Source organism: Streptomyces sp. NPDC001027 (assembly GCF_040299045.1).
Taxonomy (GTDB): Bacteria; Actinomycetota; Actinomycetes; order Streptomycetales; family Streptomycetaceae; genus Streptomyces.
Map to the genome: position 1 here is coordinate 1 of NZ_JBEPBI010000167.1, position 17,333 is coordinate 17,333.

At 72.5% G+C, this 17,333-nt stretch carries 18 protein-coding genes; 13 read left to right on the forward strand and 5 right to left on the reverse strand.

Annotated elements, in window-relative coordinates; genetic code table 11:
* Positions 1-211: 211 nt before the first annotated feature.
* The 11 genes from ABT300_RS31295 (at position 212) to ABT300_RS31345 (ending at position 9,705) form a co-directional block, all read left to right on the forward strand.
* Complete coding sequence (locus tag ABT300_RS31295; protein ID WP_351682761.1) at positions 212-1,003, forward strand: SDR family NAD(P)-dependent oxidoreductase; 792 nt, start codon at positions 212-214, stop codon at positions 1,001-1,003.
* 90 nt (positions 1,004-1,093) lie between these two features.
* Positions 1,094-1,327 (forward strand): tautomerase family protein, encoded by a 234-nt coding sequence (locus ABT300_RS31300; protein WP_351682806.1) that lies wholly within the window; start codon positions 1,094-1,096, stop codon positions 1,325-1,327.
* Positions 1,324-1,896, forward strand: a complete 573-nt coding sequence (locus tag ABT300_RS31305) for an amino acid synthesis family protein (protein ID WP_351682764.1) — start codon at positions 1,324-1,326, stop codon at positions 1,894-1,896. The genes ABT300_RS31300 and ABT300_RS31305 overlap by 4 nt, the downstream gene beginning before the upstream one ends.
* Positions 1,893-3,044, forward strand: coding sequence for an amidohydrolase family protein (locus tag ABT300_RS31310; protein WP_351682767.1), 1,152 nt, complete (start codon positions 1,893-1,895; stop codon positions 3,042-3,044). Before ABT300_RS31305 ends, ABT300_RS31310 begins: the two co-directional genes overlap by 4 nt.
* A 27-nt stretch (positions 3,045-3,071) precedes the next feature.
* Entirely contained in the window at positions 3,072-3,575 is a 504-nt protein-coding gene (locus ABT300_RS31315) for a type II 3-dehydroquinate dehydratase (RefSeq protein ID WP_351682770.1), read from the forward strand.
* Positions 3,576-3,589: 14 nt separating this feature from the next.
* A complete protein-coding gene (locus ABT300_RS31320; protein WP_351682773.1) occupies positions 3,590-4,096 on the forward strand; it encodes a type II 3-dehydroquinate dehydratase in 507 nt (168 codons plus the stop codon).
* Positions 4,097-4,196: 100 nt separating this feature from the next.
* Complete coding sequence (locus tag ABT300_RS31325) at positions 4,197-5,069, forward strand: FAD binding domain-containing protein (RefSeq protein ID WP_351682776.1); 873 nt, start codon at positions 4,197-4,199, stop codon at positions 5,067-5,069.
* Positions 5,066-5,539 carry a (2Fe-2S)-binding protein gene (locus tag ABT300_RS31330; RefSeq protein WP_351682779.1) on the forward strand — a complete coding sequence of 158 codons (474 nt, stop codon included), beginning with the start codon at positions 5,066-5,068 and terminating at the stop codon, positions 5,537-5,539. Before ABT300_RS31325 ends, ABT300_RS31330 begins: the two co-directional genes overlap by 4 nt.
* Positions 5,536-7,881, forward strand: a complete 2,346-nt coding sequence (locus ABT300_RS31335; protein ID WP_351682782.1) for a xanthine dehydrogenase family protein molybdopterin-binding subunit — start codon at positions 5,536-5,538, stop codon at positions 7,879-7,881. Before ABT300_RS31330 ends, ABT300_RS31335 begins: the two co-directional genes overlap by 4 nt.
* Before the next feature lie 266 nt (positions 7,882-8,147).
* Complete coding sequence (locus ABT300_RS31340) at positions 8,148-9,287, forward strand: XdhC family protein (protein WP_351682785.1); 1,140 nt, start codon at positions 8,148-8,150, stop codon at positions 9,285-9,287.
* Between the two features lie 169 nt (positions 9,288-9,456).
* On the forward strand, positions 9,457-9,705 hold the full coding sequence (locus ABT300_RS31345; protein ID WP_351682788.1) for a hypothetical protein: 249 nt from the start codon (positions 9,457-9,459) through the stop codon (positions 9,703-9,705).
* Here the strand turns inward: ABT300_RS31345 and ABT300_RS31350 are convergent.
* The 3 genes from ABT300_RS31350 to ABT300_RS31360 all read right to left on the reverse strand — a co-directional run bounded on the left by ABT300_RS31350 (position 9,702) and on the right by ABT300_RS31360 (position 11,582).
* Positions 9,702-10,346 (reverse strand): hypothetical protein, encoded by a 645-nt coding sequence (locus tag ABT300_RS31350; RefSeq protein ID WP_351682790.1) that lies wholly within the window; start codon positions 10,344-10,346, stop codon positions 9,702-9,704. The genes ABT300_RS31345 and ABT300_RS31350 overlap by 4 nt on opposite strands.
* 284 nt (positions 10,347-10,630) lie before the next feature.
* Positions 10,631-11,125 (reverse strand): esterase-like activity of phytase family protein, encoded by a 495-nt coding sequence (locus ABT300_RS31355; RefSeq protein WP_351682793.1) that lies wholly within the window; start codon positions 11,123-11,125, stop codon positions 10,631-10,633.
* Positions 11,126-11,264: 139 nt separating this feature from the next.
* Positions 11,265-11,582, reverse strand: coding sequence for a hypothetical protein (locus ABT300_RS31360; protein ID WP_351682796.1), 318 nt, complete (start codon positions 11,580-11,582; stop codon positions 11,265-11,267).
* A gap of 47 nt (positions 11,583-11,629) precedes the next feature.
* On the opposite strand from ABT300_RS31360, the gene ABT300_RS31365 reads away from it, so the two are divergent.
* The gene (locus ABT300_RS31365; protein WP_351682799.1) at positions 11,630-12,484 is read left to right on the forward strand and encodes a YwqG family protein; all 855 of its coding nucleotides are present in this window, start codon (positions 11,630-11,632) and stop codon (positions 12,482-12,484) included.
* 44 nt (positions 12,485-12,528) lie between these two features.
* Positions 12,529-13,149: a hypothetical protein gene (locus ABT300_RS31370; RefSeq protein ID WP_351682802.1), complete on the forward strand. Its 621-nt coding sequence runs from the start codon at positions 12,529-12,531 to the stop codon at positions 13,147-13,149.
* Between the two features lie 39 nt (positions 13,150-13,188).
* Here ABT300_RS31370 and ABT300_RS31375 read toward each other — a convergent pair whose 3' ends face one another.
* Together ABT300_RS31375 and ABT300_RS31380 are read right to left on the reverse strand one after the other, a co-directional pair.
* Positions 13,189-15,012: a hypothetical protein gene (locus ABT300_RS31375; protein WP_351682809.1), complete on the reverse strand. Its 1,824-nt coding sequence runs from the start codon at positions 15,010-15,012 to the stop codon at positions 13,189-13,191.
* Between the two features lie 5 nt (positions 15,013-15,017).
* Positions 15,018-17,333, reverse strand: a 2,316-nt coding sequence (locus tag ABT300_RS31380) for a DUF5682 family protein (protein ID WP_351682804.1), incomplete at its 5' end; no start/stop codon positions are given.

Below are 17,333 nucleotides of genomic sequence, written 5' to 3' on the forward strand. Positions count from 1 at the left end.
CCCGGACGAGGGACCGGCTGAGCCGGCCGAGGGCCGCGGCGTCGATCTCGTCGGCAGCCGCGGGGGCGGCGCTGTGCGGGCTCGGTCGTCTCCCCTCCGGCCGGGACACCGTCGTGATCGCGGTCCGAGGGTGTGCGGGCTTCGGACGGTCCTTCGCCGTCCGTCCCCGATCGGCGCTCGTCGAACCTCCCTTGACGAAAGGAGAATGTGCATGAATTCCCAGGTGGCTGCGGTCACGGGCGGCTCGAGCGGCCTTGGAGAGGCCGCGGCGCGACGCCTGGCCGCCGACGGTTACGACATCGCGGTGGTGGACGTCGACCGCGACGCCGGCGAACGAGTCGTCAAGGACCTGGTCGCGTCAGGACACCGCGCGCGTTTCTACGGGTGCGATGTGTCCGATGCTTCCGCGGTCGAGGACACGGCGGCGGCGGTGGCCACCGAAATGGGCGCGGCGGAGGTTCTGGTGACGTCTGCCGGGCTTACTCCCGACAGCGAGGCCGTTCTGGAAATGAACATGCCTGCGCACGAGCGAATGTGGCGAGTCAACTATTTCGGCACGGTCCATGCCTGCCAGTCGTTCGCGCGGTTCATGGTGCCGCGGCGAAAGGGGTCGATCATCACGCTCGGCTCGATCCACAGCCGGCTGCCCATGCCGCTGCCCGCGTACAACCCGGGCAAGGTCGCCATCGAGCGCCTCACCCAACTGCTGGCCGCCGAGCTCGGGCGATTCCACATCCGGGTCAACAGCGTCGGTCCCACTCACGTCATGACGCCCCCGCTGCGCGCGGCGATCGATGCCGGCGAGCGGGACATGAGCAAGATCATGGCGGTGCACGCCCTGGACTATCTTCCGGAGCCGGAGGACGTCGCGGAGGCGATCGCGTTCCTCGCCTCGCCCCGAGCGCGGGCCATCACCGGGGTGCTGTTGCCGGTCGACAGCGGCAGCCTCGTCGGCATTTCCTACAACACCTACGCCGGCGGCGTGCCGTGGAAGGAGAGCTGAGGTGCCTCCCATGGAGACGACGCCGCTCGCCGGGCGCACAGGGGCGGGCCGGGCCGACGGCGAAGCGCCGGTCAAGGGGATCTGTTCGGTCTGCGACCCGGCCGCGCCGGGTGCCCGTCGGGACGGGAGAGCGCTGTGCCTCTGGTGGATGTGACCTGGTACGAGGGGCGCTCGCGCGAGCAGAAGGAGAAGCTCGCGCGCGCGATCTGCGAGGCCTTCGTGGAGATCGGCGACGCGCGTCCGGACACGGTGCACGTGATCTTTCGAGACATCGACCCCGCTCAGTGGTTCAAGTCGGCAGGACTGTTGGAGGAAGAACGATGACCATGCGGATCCGCAAGATCCTCAGCGTCCGGGAAGAGACCCGGTCCGAGGGCGGCCAGGAGGCAGACCGGCCTCTCGTCAAGGCGGCCGCGATCGCCGTGCTGAGCAATCCCTACGCCGGCCTGCCCTACTCCCACGACCTCGCGCGCATCACCGACGACAACTACGAGCTCGGGCGCCTCTTGGCCGCCACCGCCGCCGAAACCCTGGGACTCGAGGTCGAGGGCTACGGCAAGGCGTCCCTCGTGGGCGTCGACGGTGAGATCGAGCATGGCGTCGCCCACAAGATCGGCGAGTTCGGCAGGGGCGTCCGCGACGCGGTGGGCGGCGAGGCGTGGATCTCCTCGGTCAGCAAGCGCTGCGGCCCCGGGGTGCAGGTCGACGTCCCCCTCGCCTACAAGGACGAGATCTGGGTCCGCTCGCACTACGACGCCATGACGCTGTTCGTCCCCGACGCACCGCTCGCGGACGAGGTGGCCGTCATCGTGGCCGTCTCCTCCCGCGGCCGGCTCAACGACCGCGTCGGCGGCTTGACCGTCGAGGAATTCAAGAACCGGGGGACGTCGTGAGCACTCTCGACATCGTCAATCTCGCCGGCGCCGTCAGCGGCCGGCTCGGCGACCCGCTCATGGAGATCGAGTCGGTCCGCTGCGTCGACGGGCGGATCGCGGCGCTCGGCGTCGACGGTGCGCCCGGCGACGCCGACGTCACCCTCGACGCCAACGGCGCGATCCTCACCCCGGGCCTCATCGACACCCATGTGCACGTCACCTTCGGCGACTGGACCCCCCGACAGCAGACCGTCGGCTGGATCGAGAGCTACATGCACGGCGGCACGACCCTGATGATGTCGGCCTCCGAGATCCACGTCCCCGGACGCCCCAGCGACCGCGCCGGCCTCAAGGGCCTCGCGATCGCGGCGCAGCGATCCTGGGAGAACGTCCGTCCGGGCGGTGTCAAGGTGCTCGGCGGCTCGGTCATCATCAGCCCCTCCCTGCGGGAGGAGGACTTCGCGGAACTCGCCGCCGAGCGCGTGGGCCTCGCGAAGGTGGGATTCGGCGCCTTCGAGAGCCAGGCGGAGGCGGCCCCGCTGGTACGCGCGGCCCAGGCCGCCGGGTTCATCGTCATGAACCACACGGGCGGCGCCTCCGTTCCCGGGTCCGCGGCCGTCTCGCTCGACGACGTCATCGCGCTCGGCTGCGACATCGTCGGCCATGCGAACGGCGGCACGACCTCCCTTCCCGACGAGCACCTCGAGGCCGTCTTCGAGGCTCCCGGAGCTCTGCAGCTGGTGCAGGCCGGCAACCTGCGCTCCAGCCTGCTGATGCTCGAGATCGCCAAGGAGCGCGACGAGCTCGACCGCATCCTGATCGCCACCGACTCCCCCACCGGGACCGGTGTGATGCCGCTCGGCATGATCAAGACGGTCGCCGAGTTCTCCTCTCTCGGCGGCCTCAGCGCCACGGACGCCCTCGCGCTCGCCACCGGGAACGGCGGCCGGGTGCTTCGCCGCGACGAGGGCGTCATCGCGATCGGCCGCCCCGCCGACTTCGTGCTCATGCAGCCTCCCGGCGGAGGCGTCGCCACCGACGCGCTCGCCGCCATCGAACGCGGGGACGTCCCCGGCATCGGCGGCGTCGTCATCGACGGCGAGGTCCGAGCGCTGCGTTCCCGCAACACCCCGGCCCCAGCCCGGCTCGTGACCCAACGGTCCTGACTCTCCCCGATGCGCAAAGGACACGCCGTGGACCTGAAGAAACTCCGTACGACCGACCAGCGGTGGGAGATCGCCGTGCTGAGCGGCCCCAACACCACCCGGCAGTTCCAGCCTGCCGACGAGTTCGAGCGTCAACTGCGGACGTGGGGCGACAGCCTCGGGATCGCGGTCCGGCACTTCCAGTCCAACCACGAGGGCAAGCTGCTGGAGTACGTGCACGCGAACGCCGGCCAGGTGAACGGGTTCCTCGTGAACCCCGGCGGCCTGGTGCGCGTCGGCGAGTCCCTGCGGCACGTCCTCAAGGACGCCAAGAAGCCCGTCGTCGAGCTGCACCTGAGCCAGGAGGAGCTGCGAGGCGAGTCGATCTTCGCCCCCAGCGTCACCGGCATCTTCGCCGGGCCCGACCGGCACGCGGTCCTGGGAGCCCTGGTGGCCCTCTCCCTCGCGCTCGACGACCTCGACTTCCTCAACCCCGAAGGCACGAGCGAGATCAACCGCTCGCACGGCAACCCTCGCTCCCTCTACGGCTGACCCGGAGGCAACAGATGACCAACGCAGACACCGCGGACACCGCGAGCGCCTCGGACACCGCAGGCGCCGCGGGCGGCAGACGCCTCCGTTTCGCGCTGCTCAACGGCCTGAACATGACCAACCTCGGCCGGCGCGACCGCAACATCTACGGGAGCATCGCCTCCCTGCAGGCGCTCGAGGACCTGGTCACCGAGGTGGGGGACGCCGTCGGCGCCGACGTGAGCGCCTTCCACTCCAACCACGAAGGCGACCTCGTCGACTTTCTCGAGAGCCACCCGGACATGGACGGCTACATCATCAACCCCGGCGGCCTCTGGGCATTCGGCGACCCGACCCGCATCGCGCTGGAGGAGACCGGCAGACCGTTCGTCGAGGTGCATTTCGCCAACATCTTCGCGACCGGGCACCTCTCCACGTTCACCCGGTCGTGCGACGCCACCGTCATGGGTCTGCGCCACCACGGCTACCTCGGAGCGGTCGTCGCGCTGGCCGCTTCGGTCCGCGCGCAGGCCGGGAACTGACCACGGTCGCGCAACGCGCGCCGCTGGAATCGACATGCCGAACACGCAACGCCGGGACGCTCACGGTCCCGACGCAGGAGCCATGACAAGGAGCACGGAGATGTCCGAGCCAGCCGTCGGCAGCTACAGGCGCCCGGACACCCTTTCCGAACTCCTGGACCTGCTGCACCGCCGACCGGCTTCGGTGCTCGCCGGCGGCACCGACCTCGTCGTGATGCGCGCCGACGGGGCGGTCGACCGCGCGCACGACATCGTCGACCTCAAGGGCGTCGCCGAACTGCGAGGGATCCGTCTCGACGCGGACGGGACGCTCACCATCGGCGCCGCCACCTCCTTGCGGGAGCTGGCCGCCACGACCGTCGTGCCGCCCGGCGCGATCACCGACGGAGCGGCGCTCGTCGGCGGCTGGCAGACCCGTGCACGCGGAACCGTCGGGGGCAACGTCTGCCGGGCCTCGCCGGCGGGCGACACCCTCCCCGGGGTTCTGGCGGCAGGCGCTCGGCTGGAGCTCGCCTCCACCGCCGGGACACGGCTGGTGCCGGCGCACGACTTCTTCACCGGGCCGGGCCGGACGGTCCGCGCACCCGACGAGCTGCTCACCCGGATCATCGTTCCCGCGTCCCGCGGCGCCTCCGCGTATCTGCGCTTCACCTACCGTCTCGCGATGGATCTGGCCGTCGTCGGCGTGGCCGCCCATCTGGAGATCGAGAACGGCCGCTGCGTGGCCGCCCGCGTGGCGCTCGGCGCCGCCGCGGCGACCCCTGTGCTGGCTCCCGCCGCCGCCGAGGCGCTCGTCGGGACCGAGTTGGACGAACCCTCCGTCGAGGCCGCCGCCCGGCTGGTGCTCGACACGGCCACCCCCATCGACGACGGCCGAGGCTCACGCGCCCACCGGCGCACCGTGCTACCAGTGCTCGCGAAGCGCGCGATCGGCATCGCGCTCGAGCGTGCGCGAGAAGGACACCCACGATGACCACACGCATGACCCTGCGGGTCAACGGCTCGGACCACGACATCGCGGTCGCGCCCGACACACTGCTCCTGGACGCCCTGCGGTACGAGTGCGGCCTCACCGGCGCGAAGCTCGGATGCGGCACCGGCGACTGCGGCGCGTGCACCGTCACCGTCGACGGCGAAGCGGTCAACAGCTGCCTCGTGTACGCACGGGAATGCGAGGGACACTCGGTCGAGACGGTCGAAGGCGTCACCGCGAGCGGGATCGGCGCGGTCGTCGTCGAGGAGTTCCTGAAGGCGGACGCCGTCCAGTGCGGCTTCTGCACCCCGGGAATCATCATGTCGACCTGTGCGCTGCTCGCCAGGACCGAACCGGGAGCGGCCACCGACGAGGACGTCAAGGAAGCGCTCGCCGGCAATCTGTGCCGCTGCACCGGCTACCTGCCGATCCTGGACGCCGTCCGGCGGGCGAGCAGGGCAGCGCGATGAGCGCACGAGAATCCGCTCGCCACCTGAACATCGGCGCCCAGCTCGTCCGCCGCGACGCGCTCGAGCGCCTCACCGGCCGCACCGCCTACACCGAGGACATCCGCCTCCCGGGGATGCTCCACGGCGTCCTCGTGCAGTCGCCCGTCGCGGCCGGACTGCTCCGCGGCGTCGACGTCCACCGGGCGGCGGCGCTGGAAGGCGTCGTCAAGGTGCTGACGGCCGAGGACGTGACCGACCGCCGCTACGGGAACTACGTCAAGGACCAGCCGATCTTCGCCCGTGACCGGGTCAGGTTCGTCGGCGAACCCGTCGCGATGGTCGCGGCCACCTCCCTGGCCGTCGCCCGCCGAGCGGCAGCCCTGGTCGAGCTCGACATCGAGGCGACCCCGCCCGTCGTCGACCTCCGCGAGGCGCTGACGAGCGCCGACGCACTGGTGCACGACACGGACACGAACGTCGTCGAGGACGTCCGCATCTCGCGGGGCGACGTCGACGCCGTCTTCCGCACGGCGCACGCCGTGGTGCACACCGAGATCGAGTCGCACCGGGCGCACCAGGCCTACCTGGAACCACGGGCCGTGACCGCCGTGCCCGCACCCGGCGGGTTCTCGCTGATCATGAGCACCCAGCAGCCCTTCGGCGTGCGCGCCCAGCTCGCTGAGCTGTTCGACGTCCCCACCGGCGCCGTCGAGGTGCGGGCGCCCGCCGTCGGCGGCGGCTTCGGCGGCAAGCTGCACCTGCTGTTCGCGCCCCAGGCGGCCGCGATGACCCTGGCCACGGGTCGTCCCGTCCAGATCGTCTGCTCCCGCGCCGAGGACATGGCGACCGGCAACCCGCGCGAGAACTCGATCGTGCGGATGTCCAGCGCGGTCGACGCGTCGGGCCGCATCCTGGCCCGCAGGTGCGACGTCGTGCTCGACGCCGGCGCGTACGCGATGGACACCCCCGTCCTGACCTCGATGGCCGCGTTCTACGCGACCGGCCCCTACCGCATCGACGCCCTCGACGTGCGAGGGCGTGCGGTCTACACCCACACCTGCCCGACCGGCTCGTTCCGCGGCCCGTCGGGCCCGCAGATGGTCTACGCCGTCGAGGCGCAGATCGAGGACATCGCCGAACGGCTCGGACTGGACCCCGCGGAGGTCCGACGACGCAACTTCATCGGCGAAGGCGACCGCGGCCCCACGGGCGAGCTCATCACCCTGCGCGGGACGACCGAGGAGTGCATGCGGGTCGTCGAGAGCCGCCTCCAGCAGTGGCGGCAGGCCGACGTCGCCCCGGGCGACCGCAGGCGACGCGGTTACGGGCTCGCCTGCGCATGGTGGTCCACCCTCGGCACGCCGTCGGCCGCGACCGTCGAACTGCACGAGGACGGCACCGCGACGCTCTCCTCGGGCGGAACCGAGATCGGGACCGGCGCCATCTCGACCGCCTTGCCGAGCATGGTCGCCGAAGAGCTCGGCCTGCGGCCCGAGCACGTCATCCTGAAGTCCGGCAGCACCCGGGACTCCCCCTACGACTCAGGCTCCCGCGGCAGCCGCACCATGTTCGCCGCCGGCAACGCCACGGTCCTCGCCGCTCGCGGCGTCGCCGAGCAGATCAGGAACGAGGCGTCACGACTGCTCGACGTCGACGCGGCCGACCTGGTGCTCCGCGAAGGGCGCGTCGAGGTCAAGGACGCACCGCAGACCGGCCTGACCATCGCCGAGGTGTCCGCGTCCGCCCACCTGCATTCCGGCCCGGTGGTCGCGACCGGTCGCTACCGGGCAGAGCTCGCCCCCGTCGAAGGCTCCGATCTGCAGGGCGCCCGCTTCCTCAGACTGGGCGAGCCCACCTTCCACTGCCACGGCGTGGAGATCGCCCTGGACGAGGAGACCGGACGCGTCGACGTCCTCAACGTCATCGCCGTCCATGACGTCGGCAGGGTCGTCAACCCCGTCGGCGCGCGCGGACAGGTCGAGGGGGGCGTCGTGCAGGGCATCGGCTACGCCCTGACGGAGAACCTCAGGACGAACGGCCTGGGAGTCGTCGTCAACGGCAACTTCCACGACTACCGGCTTCCGACCATCGCCGACGTACCGCCGTGCATCGAGACCGTCTTCATCGAGACGAACCAGTCGCGCACCGGACCGTTCGGAGCCAAGGGCCTGGGCGAGCCGCCGGTGATCATCCCGCCGGCGGCCATCGGCTCGGCTCTCCGGGACCTCCTGGGAGTGCAGCCGTACCACCTGCCCCTGGACGCGGACCGGGTCGTTCTCACGATGGCGGAGCGGGACTCCCGTCCGGCGCCGGGGTCGCCTCCCTCGACGGCGCGCCGGCCGGGATCGGAGGCCGAGCGGTGAAGCGGTTGCTGCGGAGCCTGGTGCGCTTCCTCAGGGGCGCCTTCGACGGCGTCACCAAGGGGTGGAGCGGGGACGATTCCTCGTCTCCGCCGGAACCGCCGTCCCCGCCGGTCACTCCTCCCTGGTGAGAGACCCGACAGCTGCGGGCCCCCGGCGGCGGCCCGTCTCCCCTTCCGGCCGCTGCCGCCCTTGTCCGGCCGCCGCACCGTCGTGACGCTTCCCCGGCGGTGCGGCGGCCCACCCCTCACCTCCACGGAGACAGGCCCATGCTGAACATCGCGCAGACACTGCTCCGCTGGTGCCGCGACGCACGCCCCTTCGCCCTGGCCACCGTCGTCGACGTCCGCGGCAGCACACCCTTGCCCCTCGGTACGGCCATGGCGGTGGACGCGGACGGCAACGCGGTCGGCAGCGTCTCCGGCGGCTGCGTCGAGGGCGCGGTCTACGACTTGTGCCGGCAGGCGCTTCGCGAAGGGGGCGCCCCTCACCGTGCCTGGTTCGGGTTCTCCGACGACGACGCCTTCGCGGTGGGCCTGACGTGCGGCGGCGAACTCGTCGTCCTCGTCCAGACCGTCGGCGCCGCGGCGCGGCCGCACCTCGCCGCGGCTCTCGACGAGGCCGTGCAGGGTCTGCCCGTCGCCGTGGCCCAGGTCGTGGACGGACCGGCCGGCCTCCTCGGCGCGACGCTCGGCGTCCTCGGGGACGGCCGGGTCGTCTCCGGGACGCTGGACGACGGCTCGGCGGACGCCATGGTGGCGGACGAGGCCCTCGCCCTGCTACGGGCGGGGCGCACCGCCCGCGTCGCGCTCGGCGGGAGCGGACCGGACTGCCCCGGGCCGCTGTCCGTCCTCGTGCACGTCCAGGCGTCCCGCCCGCGCATGCTGGTCTTCGGCGCCGTGGACTTCGCCGCCGCGCTCAGCCGCGCCGGGGCCTTCCTGGGCTACCGGGTCACGGTGTGCGACGCCCGGCCCGTCTTCGCCACCGCGGAACGCTTTCCGTACGCGGACGAGGTCGTGACCAGCTGGCCCCACCGTTACCTGGAACGCACCGAGGTGGACTCTCGTACCGCCGTGTGCGTCCTCACTCACGACGCGAAGTTCGACGTCCCCCTGCTGCGTCTGGCGCTGGACCTGCCCGTCGGCTACGTCGGCGCCATGGGATCCCGGCGTACCCACGACGAGCGCCTGCGCCTGCTGCGCGAAGAAGGCGTGGGCGAGGAGCAGTTGGCCCGGCTGCGCTCCCCCATCGGCCTGGACCTCGGTGCGCGCACACCCGAGGAGACGGCGGTGTCCATCACCGCGGAGATCATCGCTCACGTCGGCGGGGGCTCGGGCCTGCCCCTGTCCCGCGGCACGGGCCCGATCCACCGCACCGCGCCGCGCAGGAGGTTCTCCCCCGTCAGCTGACAGGCGGGGAGGGCGACATGCGCCGGCCGGGCCGACGTCGGCGGCGGGGGACGAGGAACGGCTGCCGCCCTTCTCGCCCTCGGTCAGGAACAGTTCAGACCACGGCCGCCCGAGGGACCCCTCGTCCTCAAACCCCGCCGGCAGCTCAGCGGCGAACTTCCCGCGCCAGTTGCGCACCGCCTTTCACACCGGCGCCATTCGCCTGCGCAACACCCGCATTCGACATTCCCGCAGCGCACGCCAGGATGATCCGGACCCGCTCAGCCGTGCGCCGGTCCGGCAGCCCGGCCCGGCGCACAAGCTCTACACGCTCGTCCTCGGAAAGAACGATCTCCACAGCGGCAGGACCACGGTGCGCCACGAAAAGAAGGCAGCAACCAACCCTCAGAATTTCTGGCGCATCACACCGGCTGGCTAGACCTTCTGCAGCCGCAGCTGCATCTGGCAGCCGCCGGAGCGGTTGTCGGTGTCGATGCCGATGGTCACCGGGCTGCCCGCGAACGCCGTGTGGTTCTGGTCCGAGGGCAGGGAGTTCAGACACTGGCTGCCGTCGCCGTCCGCGAAGTACCTCACCTCGAGGATGACGTCGGAGCGGCCCGAGACGGCGAAGGTGAGGTTGCAGAAGCCCGGCCTGCCGTCGGTGTCGACCCGGACCTGGGACCCGAAGGTCTTGAACCGCTGGATCGGCATCTGGAACGTGCCCGGGTTTCCGCACTGCCCCGCGTCGCCACCGGCACTGGGCCGGAAGGCGTAGCTGATGGACGCGCCCGAGAGGGTGTTGTCCGGGTCGAAGATGCCGAAGGACAGCTGACAGCCGCCCGAGCGGTTGTCGGTGTCGAATCGGATCGCCCGGGTGAAGTCAGGGCTGCGGCCCCACTGCTGCCCCGACAGCCCCCCGCACTGCCCGGCATCGCCGTCCGGGTTGAACCGGATGCCGATCTCCGCCGGGGCGGCGGTCTTGGTGCTCTCCGCTGCCTGCGCCGTCGAACCGGCCAGGCCGGCGATGAGCGCGCCGGCGGCAAGGACACCGGAGAGCGCTCTCAGGCGTGAAGTCCTCATACTGTTTCCCCTCCCAGGGCATCGTGGGCACACGTCGGCCACCGGAGTGGCGTGAGTGAACGCGATGGCCGCGTGAACCTCGGCGGCGCCTGGTCAGTGGCGCCGCGTTTCCTAGTCGTTTTGCGGTCCGGCACGCGACAGGAACTCCGTGTCGTCGCGCCGACTCAGTATGAGTTACCCAAGGTCAAGGCTGCACTGTCAGTAATGGGCCAATCTGCGGAACGTGAGAATCCAAGAGGCTAAACCGGTTGCCCGGTACGGCCGCAGTAGGGCGTGTCCGCAGATCAGCGGCCACAGGTGACGCACAGCCGACTTCCGCACGGCAACGCCATATTCATTCGGCACAGTCCACCACCACCCGAAGGCGGGGAAGGGAAAAGGCTTGCATTGATCTTGACGACCCACTCCGGCGAACCCATGGTCCAGACGACCGGGTTCCGACTCAACTTCCTTTGCCAGTAGGCGAGTTCGCGATACACGCACGCGAGCCGACCGGCTCGTACACCCCCGTCCCGCTTGTCCGAAGCCGAAGGAGTAGTGCGGTTCGGGGTCGCTTTGGAACATCCGGGCAGCAGGAACCGGTCGTGGCCCAGTGCGACGAGGTCGTTGACTCCGTTGGTGTCGGTGCTGCCCGTCGGTGGCGCGACGAAGAGCGGTTCGAGGGGGGAGGCGTACTGCGCGATCGGTCGTCCTGTGCGGGCGTCGTGGACGGTGAGGCGGGTCAGGGCGCCGTGGGCGGGGGTGGGGTCGTCGCCGTCCTGGTAGAGGGGGTCTTCCATGGCGGTGACGATCCGACGTGGACGCGCAGCCCCGTCTCCCGGGCCAGATCGGCGATCCGGGTCTGGTCGTCGTCCACGGTGTACGGCGCGTGCGGCCCCAGCGACGCCCTGACCCGTCCGCCGCCCGCACCGTGCAGGGCTACGGCGGTCTCGGCGGCGCGCTCCAGGGCTTCCGGCCGCTGCTGCTGAAGTAGGTGGGGGCGATGTCGGCGCGGATGCCGGTGGCGACGGCGGCCTCGGCGATGCGCTCGGCGTGGAAGCAGTGGTCGGCGAACGCGGTGCCCCCGGACAGCAGCATCTCGGCGCACGCCAGCTCGGCGTCCAGCCGGACGTCGTCCGCGGTGAGGTTGACCTCCATCGGCCACACCCGCTCGTTGAACCACGCCTCGACGCTGACGTCCTCCGCCGCTCCGCGCATCAGGACGCCAAGGGCCGCGGACGGGGTCCCCTCACTCACCCCGGGGGACCGCCGCGTTGTCAGCGGGTGCGGAGATGATGCTCTGCATGACCGATGAGCAGTTCTCCCGGCTTGCCGCCGAGCACCTTCCCGACGATCTCGCCCAGCGCTGGACAGCGCTCCTGCGGCCTTGCACACGCCTTCGCCGGGCGGTGGACGGCGAGCAGATCGTGGCCGCCCTCGGTGGGCGCCCGGAGCTTCCGGCAGGGGTCGGCTGGCCGGCGTGGCCCGGGCACGGGCCCCTGTCCTTCGTCGCTTCGGTGCGGTGTGCCGCACTCCCCCGCGAGGGGCTGGCCGAGGAGTTCCCGCGGGACGGGATCCTGCTCTTCTTCCTTTTCGACGGTCGGGTCGACGAAGACGTCTTCTTCTCGGCCGACGACCCCAAAACCCGGGCCGGGGCTCGGGTGTTGTACGTCCCGGAGAACACCCCCGTCTTCCCGACGGAGGCGCCCCCGGAGCGGGAGGCGTTCTCGCGGGTGGAGTTGACCGCGGACATCGAGCAGAGCGCCCCCGACCTGTGGCTGCCCCAGGCCCGGCAGGCCCTGCTCGGCGACACCCGGCACTGGCCTCACCCGCGCGACACCCCTGCTGAGCTCAAGCCGTTCGTCCGTGCCTTCGGGCGTCGGCGCACCCGGATCGGTCACCAGGTCGGCGGCCACGCCGTGCCCGTCCAGGGGCCGGTGGAGTACGACATCGCGAACGCGGCGCTCGGCGGCATGCACGCATGGGGGGACCAGCCCCTGGACCAGGAAGCCGAACGCTGGACACTGCTCGCCCAGTTCGACAGCGACGCAGACGCGAAGACGGCGTGGGGCGAGGAGGGCACGCTCTACTGGCTCATCCGCCCCGAGGACCTCGCCGCCCTACGCTTCGACGAGGCCCGACTCATCGTGCAGGGCTAGGGCCTGTCATGTCGGACACTTTTCTGGTCGCCACCCGTATCCCGATGTCGCGGGAGGGTTTCGAGGCATGGCTGAGCACGCCGGCACCCGGTTCGAGCAGGATCGCCAACCCGGCCGACATGTTCGACGGATGGTTCTGGAACGGTAGTCGGGCGGACCTGAAATGGGATGGATCGGATGAGGCGATCACGCCCCGGGAGTTCTTTTCCGCGGCGATCGACGACACCTGTTCCGGCGAATCCAGCGACGGCTGCATACTCCTGCATCGGGACGGAGCGCTGGAGGCTTATCTGTACCATTTCGGCTATCGGGAGCGGAGCGTCCACACCGCCTTGCTCATGTTCGCCGCTGCCGGGGAGTTCAAGTCCGAGGGCGCCGAGGAGACGGTGTTGTTCTGGGCCGAGACCGGCGGCAATCTCTGGGATGCCGACGACGACGGGTGGCTCGCGGTGCTGTCGGTCGGCAAGAGCGAGGCGCGGTTCGTCCCCGAGCGGGATCTCACGGACACCGTGGCCGGTCTGCGGCCGGTCGAGAGCCGGTTCTTCGACGTCATCGAGCGGCTGGGCGAGGAGGAGGAGTCCTGGGACTGGGAGTCGGGGCGCGACTTCCACACGAACACGCCTCGGGACCCGGCCTTCGTGGACCCCGCGGTGCTGGCGGAGTAGTCCCGGCGGGGTCGCCGACGACGCTGCCCGGTGGACGCTTCACCATGTCGCCCTCACCAACGCCCGCTCCGCGCCCGCCAGATGGACGGCCGCGCTGAGCCAGACCAGGGCGTACCGGTCGGCGTCGGGGTCGCTCAGGCGACCGAAGGCGTCGCGGGTGCGGCAGTCGGCCTCGACGGTGAGGGCGGTGGCCAGGTCGGCCATCGTGGCGAAGCCGCCGCGGCGCAGGGCGGCCGCGTTGCCCTGCCGGTCGCCGTCCCTGGCGGGTTCGGCGACCGCCCGGCGGCCTCCGGCGACGGCGAGTTCGACGAGGCGGCGCATCCGCCACAGCGGGGAGTCGGCGAGCGGATCGGCCGGGGAGCCGTCGGGCCCCGCCACGGGTGGGAGGGCGTCCGACGGCGGGAAGTGCGCGCCTTGGAGGCGGTCGTAGCCGAGGTCGGCGCGGCCCAGCCAGTTCTCGGGCAGCCGCAGGGTGGCCTCGGCGTCCGGTACCGGGCCGACCGCGAGGGGGCGCAGGGTGGCGGCGCGGTCCAGGTCGAGGCGGCCCACCGTCCGGACGCGGATGCCCGGGCGGGCGGCGAGCTGGGCGAGGTTGGCGGCGTGGGCGAGGTCGGGGTGGCTGTGGGCGGGAAGCAGACGGATCAACGGGCCGTCCTGCGCGGAATCCGGGCCCAGCTCGCGGGCCAGCAGGCCGTCCCCCACAGCCCCTACGACCACCAGGTCACAGCCGATGAGCGCCGCAGCAGTGCCCTGCGACTCCGTCAGCAGGTCCGCGACCGTCTCGCGCAGGGGGCGACCGAACAAGGCGGCCGACGGGCCGGACGACCAGGGCAGGCCAGTGAGAGGCGTGGCGCGTACGCCCCTGCCGGAGCCCAGGCGGCCCTCCGGCGAGATCGTGGCGCCCGAGATCAGCAGGCCGCCGCGGGCCAGCCCCGCATGGTCGAGAGCGCCGGAGCCGAGCGCGACGGTCGCCGTGGCCGCGGCTCGGGCGCGGGCGGGGCCGCCGGGCTTGACGTCGGCGACGGAGAACCAGCGGCCGTCCTCGCCGACCAGGTGGGTGAGGACACCGCCGTAGCCGGTGGCGCTGATCACCGGCTCCCGGCAGACGCCGAGGACCTTCAGCGCGCCGCCCGGACGGTAGGCGCGGCGGGCGGCGCCGACCAGCGCCGGGTCGGGGTCGGCCGCGGCCAACCGGTGTGTGATGAGGAGGAGTTCACGCAGGGCGGCGACCAAGTCGGCCAGTCGGTGGCCGTTCTCGCGGGCCCGGGCGGCACGCAGACCGCGTACGACTCGCAACGCCGCCGCCTCGGCCCGGTGCAGCCCGGCGAGCCTGGCGGCGTGGGCGGCCCGGAGCAGCTCGGCCTGCGGTACGGCTCCGGCGGCAGGAACTCCTGCGGCCAGTACGTCCGCGGCGGCCGCCCGGAGTCCGGTCGCGGCGGTGACCTGGGAACGGGTGGGTGGAGGGGGCGCCTCGGCGGTCGGGGGCTCCTCGCCGGCCGCCGCGTCCTCGCGCTCGGCACCGGCACCGGCACCGGCATCAGCACCCTCATCGGCATCGGCGACGGCTGCCGTCTCCGCCACCGGGCACGCGCTCAGGATCGCCGCGCGGTGCAGGCACCGGGGCGCCAGCAGGCAGTCGCACACGGCCTGTTCGGCGTCGGTGAGCACACCGGACGGTCCCGGTGTGAGCGTGACCTCCGCGTCCTCGCCGCACCGGATCCTGCGGGCCACGCCCTCGGCGCCCACCGGAAGGGCCGTGTACGACTCGATCGCGGCGTCCAGCTTCTTGCGGAGCCGGGCGGTCAGCCCCTCGACGGCGGCGGCGACGACTTCCGGCGCCACCGGGGGGAGTTGCGGCTTCATGGGGGTCATCGGGGTTCTCCGCGCAGGCGGTCGCCCACCCAGCGGGCGAGGGCGAGAGGGCTGAGGGCGGCGACGGGCATGCCGGCGGCGACGAGTTGCCGGGCGATCGGCGCCGAGTAGCGCGGCGTGCCGGTGTCGTCGAGGGCGGCGCAGCCCATCAGGTGCACGCCGGAGGCGGCGAGGGCGCACACCTCGTCGAGGAGGCCGCCCAGCGGGTAGCCCTCCTCGAAGTCGCTGACCACCGCCACCAGGGTGCGGCTGGGCACGGTGACCAGGGAGCGGGCGTGGGCGAGGCCGGCCGCGATGTGGGTGCCGCCGCCGACCTGCACCTCCAGGAGCAGCGACAGCGGGTCCGTCACCCGGTCCGTCAGGTCGATCACCCGGGTGGAGAAGGCGAGGAAGTGGGTGGAGAGGGTGGGCACTCCGCCGAGCACGGCCGCGGTGAGCGCGGACCAGACGACGGACGCCTCCATCGAGCCGGACACGTCGACCACGAGGATCAGCCGCCAGTCCGCCTCCCGGCGCGAACGTGTGCCGAACACGGGCCGCTCGGGCACGACGACGGTCCGGCCGTCGTCCAGGCGGTGGGTGTGGGCGAGGTTGGCCCGCAGGGTGCGGGGCAGGTCGAGCCGCCCGCCGGGGCGGTGGGTCGGGCGCGGGGTGGCCAGGCCGGTCAGGGCCGGGCGCAGCCGGGTGGCCAGCTCTCGGGCCAGCTCGTCCACCAGGCGGCGGACGAGCGGGCGCAGTGCGGCCAGTCGCTGCTCGGGCAGGCCTCCGGCGAGGGAGAGCACGGAAGTGAGCAGTTCGACCGACGGGCGTACGGCGGCGGGGTCCAGCTCGGCGAGGAAGTCGGTACGGCCGTGCTCGGCGGCCCGCGCCAGGACCTCCTCGCGGACCTCCTCGCCGAACAGGGCGGTGAGTTCCTCGCCCCATTCGCGGGCGCTCGGGAAGGACGGCTCCTGGCCTCCTCCGCCGCCCTGGCCGAGGTCCGCGGAACCCTCGCCGCGGCCGGATCCGTACAACTCGTCGAGGGCGTGCGCGTAGCGGCGGGCCGGGCCGGGGAGCCGGTCGGTCTCCCGGCCGAGGAGCAGGCGCCAGCGGTCGGCGGGGGTGAGTCGGGACGCGGGCGCCGGTCGCGGCGCCGGTGCGAGGCGTTCGGGTGCAGCCGCCGCAAAGGTCGGCACGGGAAGTCCGAGTGCCGTCAGCTCGGCGAGACCGGCCGCGTCGGCCGCCGTCCACGTGGCGAGGAGTTCGGGTGGGGCGGTGAGGGTCGGGTCGATCCGGTCGCCGAGGCGTTCGGTGACGGTGTCGAGGAGTCGGCCGCGGCCGGCCGGGGTGAGGGTGTCGAAGCCGCCGCGCAGGGCGGGCAGCCGCTCCAGGAAGTCCTGGTCGGTGAGCGTCTCGATGCGGTCGAGCAGCGGGTCCAGGGCGGCGGGGGCCGCTTCCAGGAGGGGCGCGGTGGCGCCGAGCAGGCCGGTGAGCAGCCGGGTCAGGCGACGGCGTCCGTCCGGGTCGGCGGCGGTGTCGATCCAGCCGGCGAGGCGGGCGCCCAGGGCGGCTGCGTCGTCGAGGTCGAGCAGGACCCGGGCGGCCAGGGCGGCGCCCTGGATCAGTGGGGAGCCGGTGCGCGCGAGGGTGTCGAGGGCGTCGTCCAGGCGCAGACCAAGGCGTTGTTCGCCGGTGCGGGCGGTGAGGGCGATCAGGGCGGCGGCGTCCTCGGGCCGGTCGCTGCCGGCCAGTCCGGGCAGGGCGCGGACGGCGGATTCGAGGAGGGTGTCGGTCAGCTCGGCGACGTCCCGCTCACGCTCGGGTGTGGCGCCGGGCAGGTGGCCCCGGCGCAGTGCCTCCAACAGGTCGACTGCGTCGAGGAGTTCGGGGAGGGTTGCGGCCGAGGGCAGCATGTCGGCTGCATCGGCGAGGCGTTCGCCGACCAGGGCGGACAGGTCGCAGCGGGCGGCCGCCCGGAGCCCGGCGATGACGTGGGCGCAGGTGGCGGCACTCTCGTGGCGGTGGGCCTCGCGGAGGGTTCCCTCGGCGGCCTGGGCGGGGGTGACTCCGCGCACTCCGGCCAGGTCGAGTCGTACGGGCACGGCCGGGGTCCACGCCAGCTTCCAGCGGGTGGTGAGCGCGGTGCCGTCGCCCGTACCGGCCACCCCGACGGGTTCGCCGTAGCGGACGTGGCACGCCGCGAGGCGCTGCAGCAGCACTTCGCGGCGGCGGTCGAGTACGGAGCGGAGCGGGTCGAGCCGGATCTCGCGCGGCCCCGGGTCGTCCGGGCCGGGCAGCCGCAGCGCGGCGAGTTCGGCCTCCGCCGACGGGCC

Bases quoted from the DNA above. Each gene is read 5' to 3' on its own strand.
- ABT300_RS31295 (WP_351682761.1), top strand. From the start codon at position 212: ATGAATTCCCAGGTGGCTGCGGTCACGGGCGGCTCGAGCGGCCTTGGA.
- ABT300_RS31305 (WP_351682764.1), top strand. From the start codon at position 1,324: ATGACCATGCGGATCCGCAAGATCCTCAGCGTCCGGGAAGAGACCCGG.
- ABT300_RS31320 (WP_351682773.1), top strand. From the start codon at position 3,590: ATGACCAACGCAGACACCGCGGACACCGCGAGCGCCTCGGACACCGCA.
- ABT300_RS31325 (WP_351682776.1), top strand. From the start codon at position 4,197: ATGTCCGAGCCAGCCGTCGGCAGCTACAGGCGCCCGGACACCCTTTCC.
- ABT300_RS31330 (WP_351682779.1), top strand. From the start codon at position 5,066: ATGACCACACGCATGACCCTGCGGGTCAACGGCTCGGACCACGACATC.
- ABT300_RS31335 (WP_351682782.1), top strand. From the start codon at position 5,536: ATGAGCGCACGAGAATCCGCTCGCCACCTGAACATCGGCGCCCAGCTC.
- ABT300_RS31340 (WP_351682785.1), top strand. From the start codon at position 8,148: ATGCTGAACATCGCGCAGACACTGCTCCGCTGGTGCCGCGACGCACGC.
- ABT300_RS31350 (WP_351682790.1), bottom strand. From the start codon at position 10,346: ATGAGGACTTCACGCCTGAGAGCGCTCTCCGGTGTCCTTGCCGCCGGC.
- ABT300_RS31355 (WP_351682793.1), bottom strand. From the start codon at position 11,125: ATGGAAGACCCCCTCTACCAGGACGGCGACGACCCCACCCCCGCCCAC.
- ABT300_RS31365 (WP_351682799.1), top strand. From the start codon at position 11,630: ATGACCGATGAGCAGTTCTCCCGGCTTGCCGCCGAGCACCTTCCCGAC.
- ABT300_RS31370 (WP_351682802.1), top strand. From the start codon at position 12,529: ATGTCGCGGGAGGGTTTCGAGGCATGGCTGAGCACGCCGGCACCCGGT.
- ABT300_RS31375 (WP_351682809.1), bottom strand. From the start codon at position 15,012: ATGAAGCCGCAACTCCCCCCGGTGGCGCCGGAAGTCGTCGCCGCCGCC.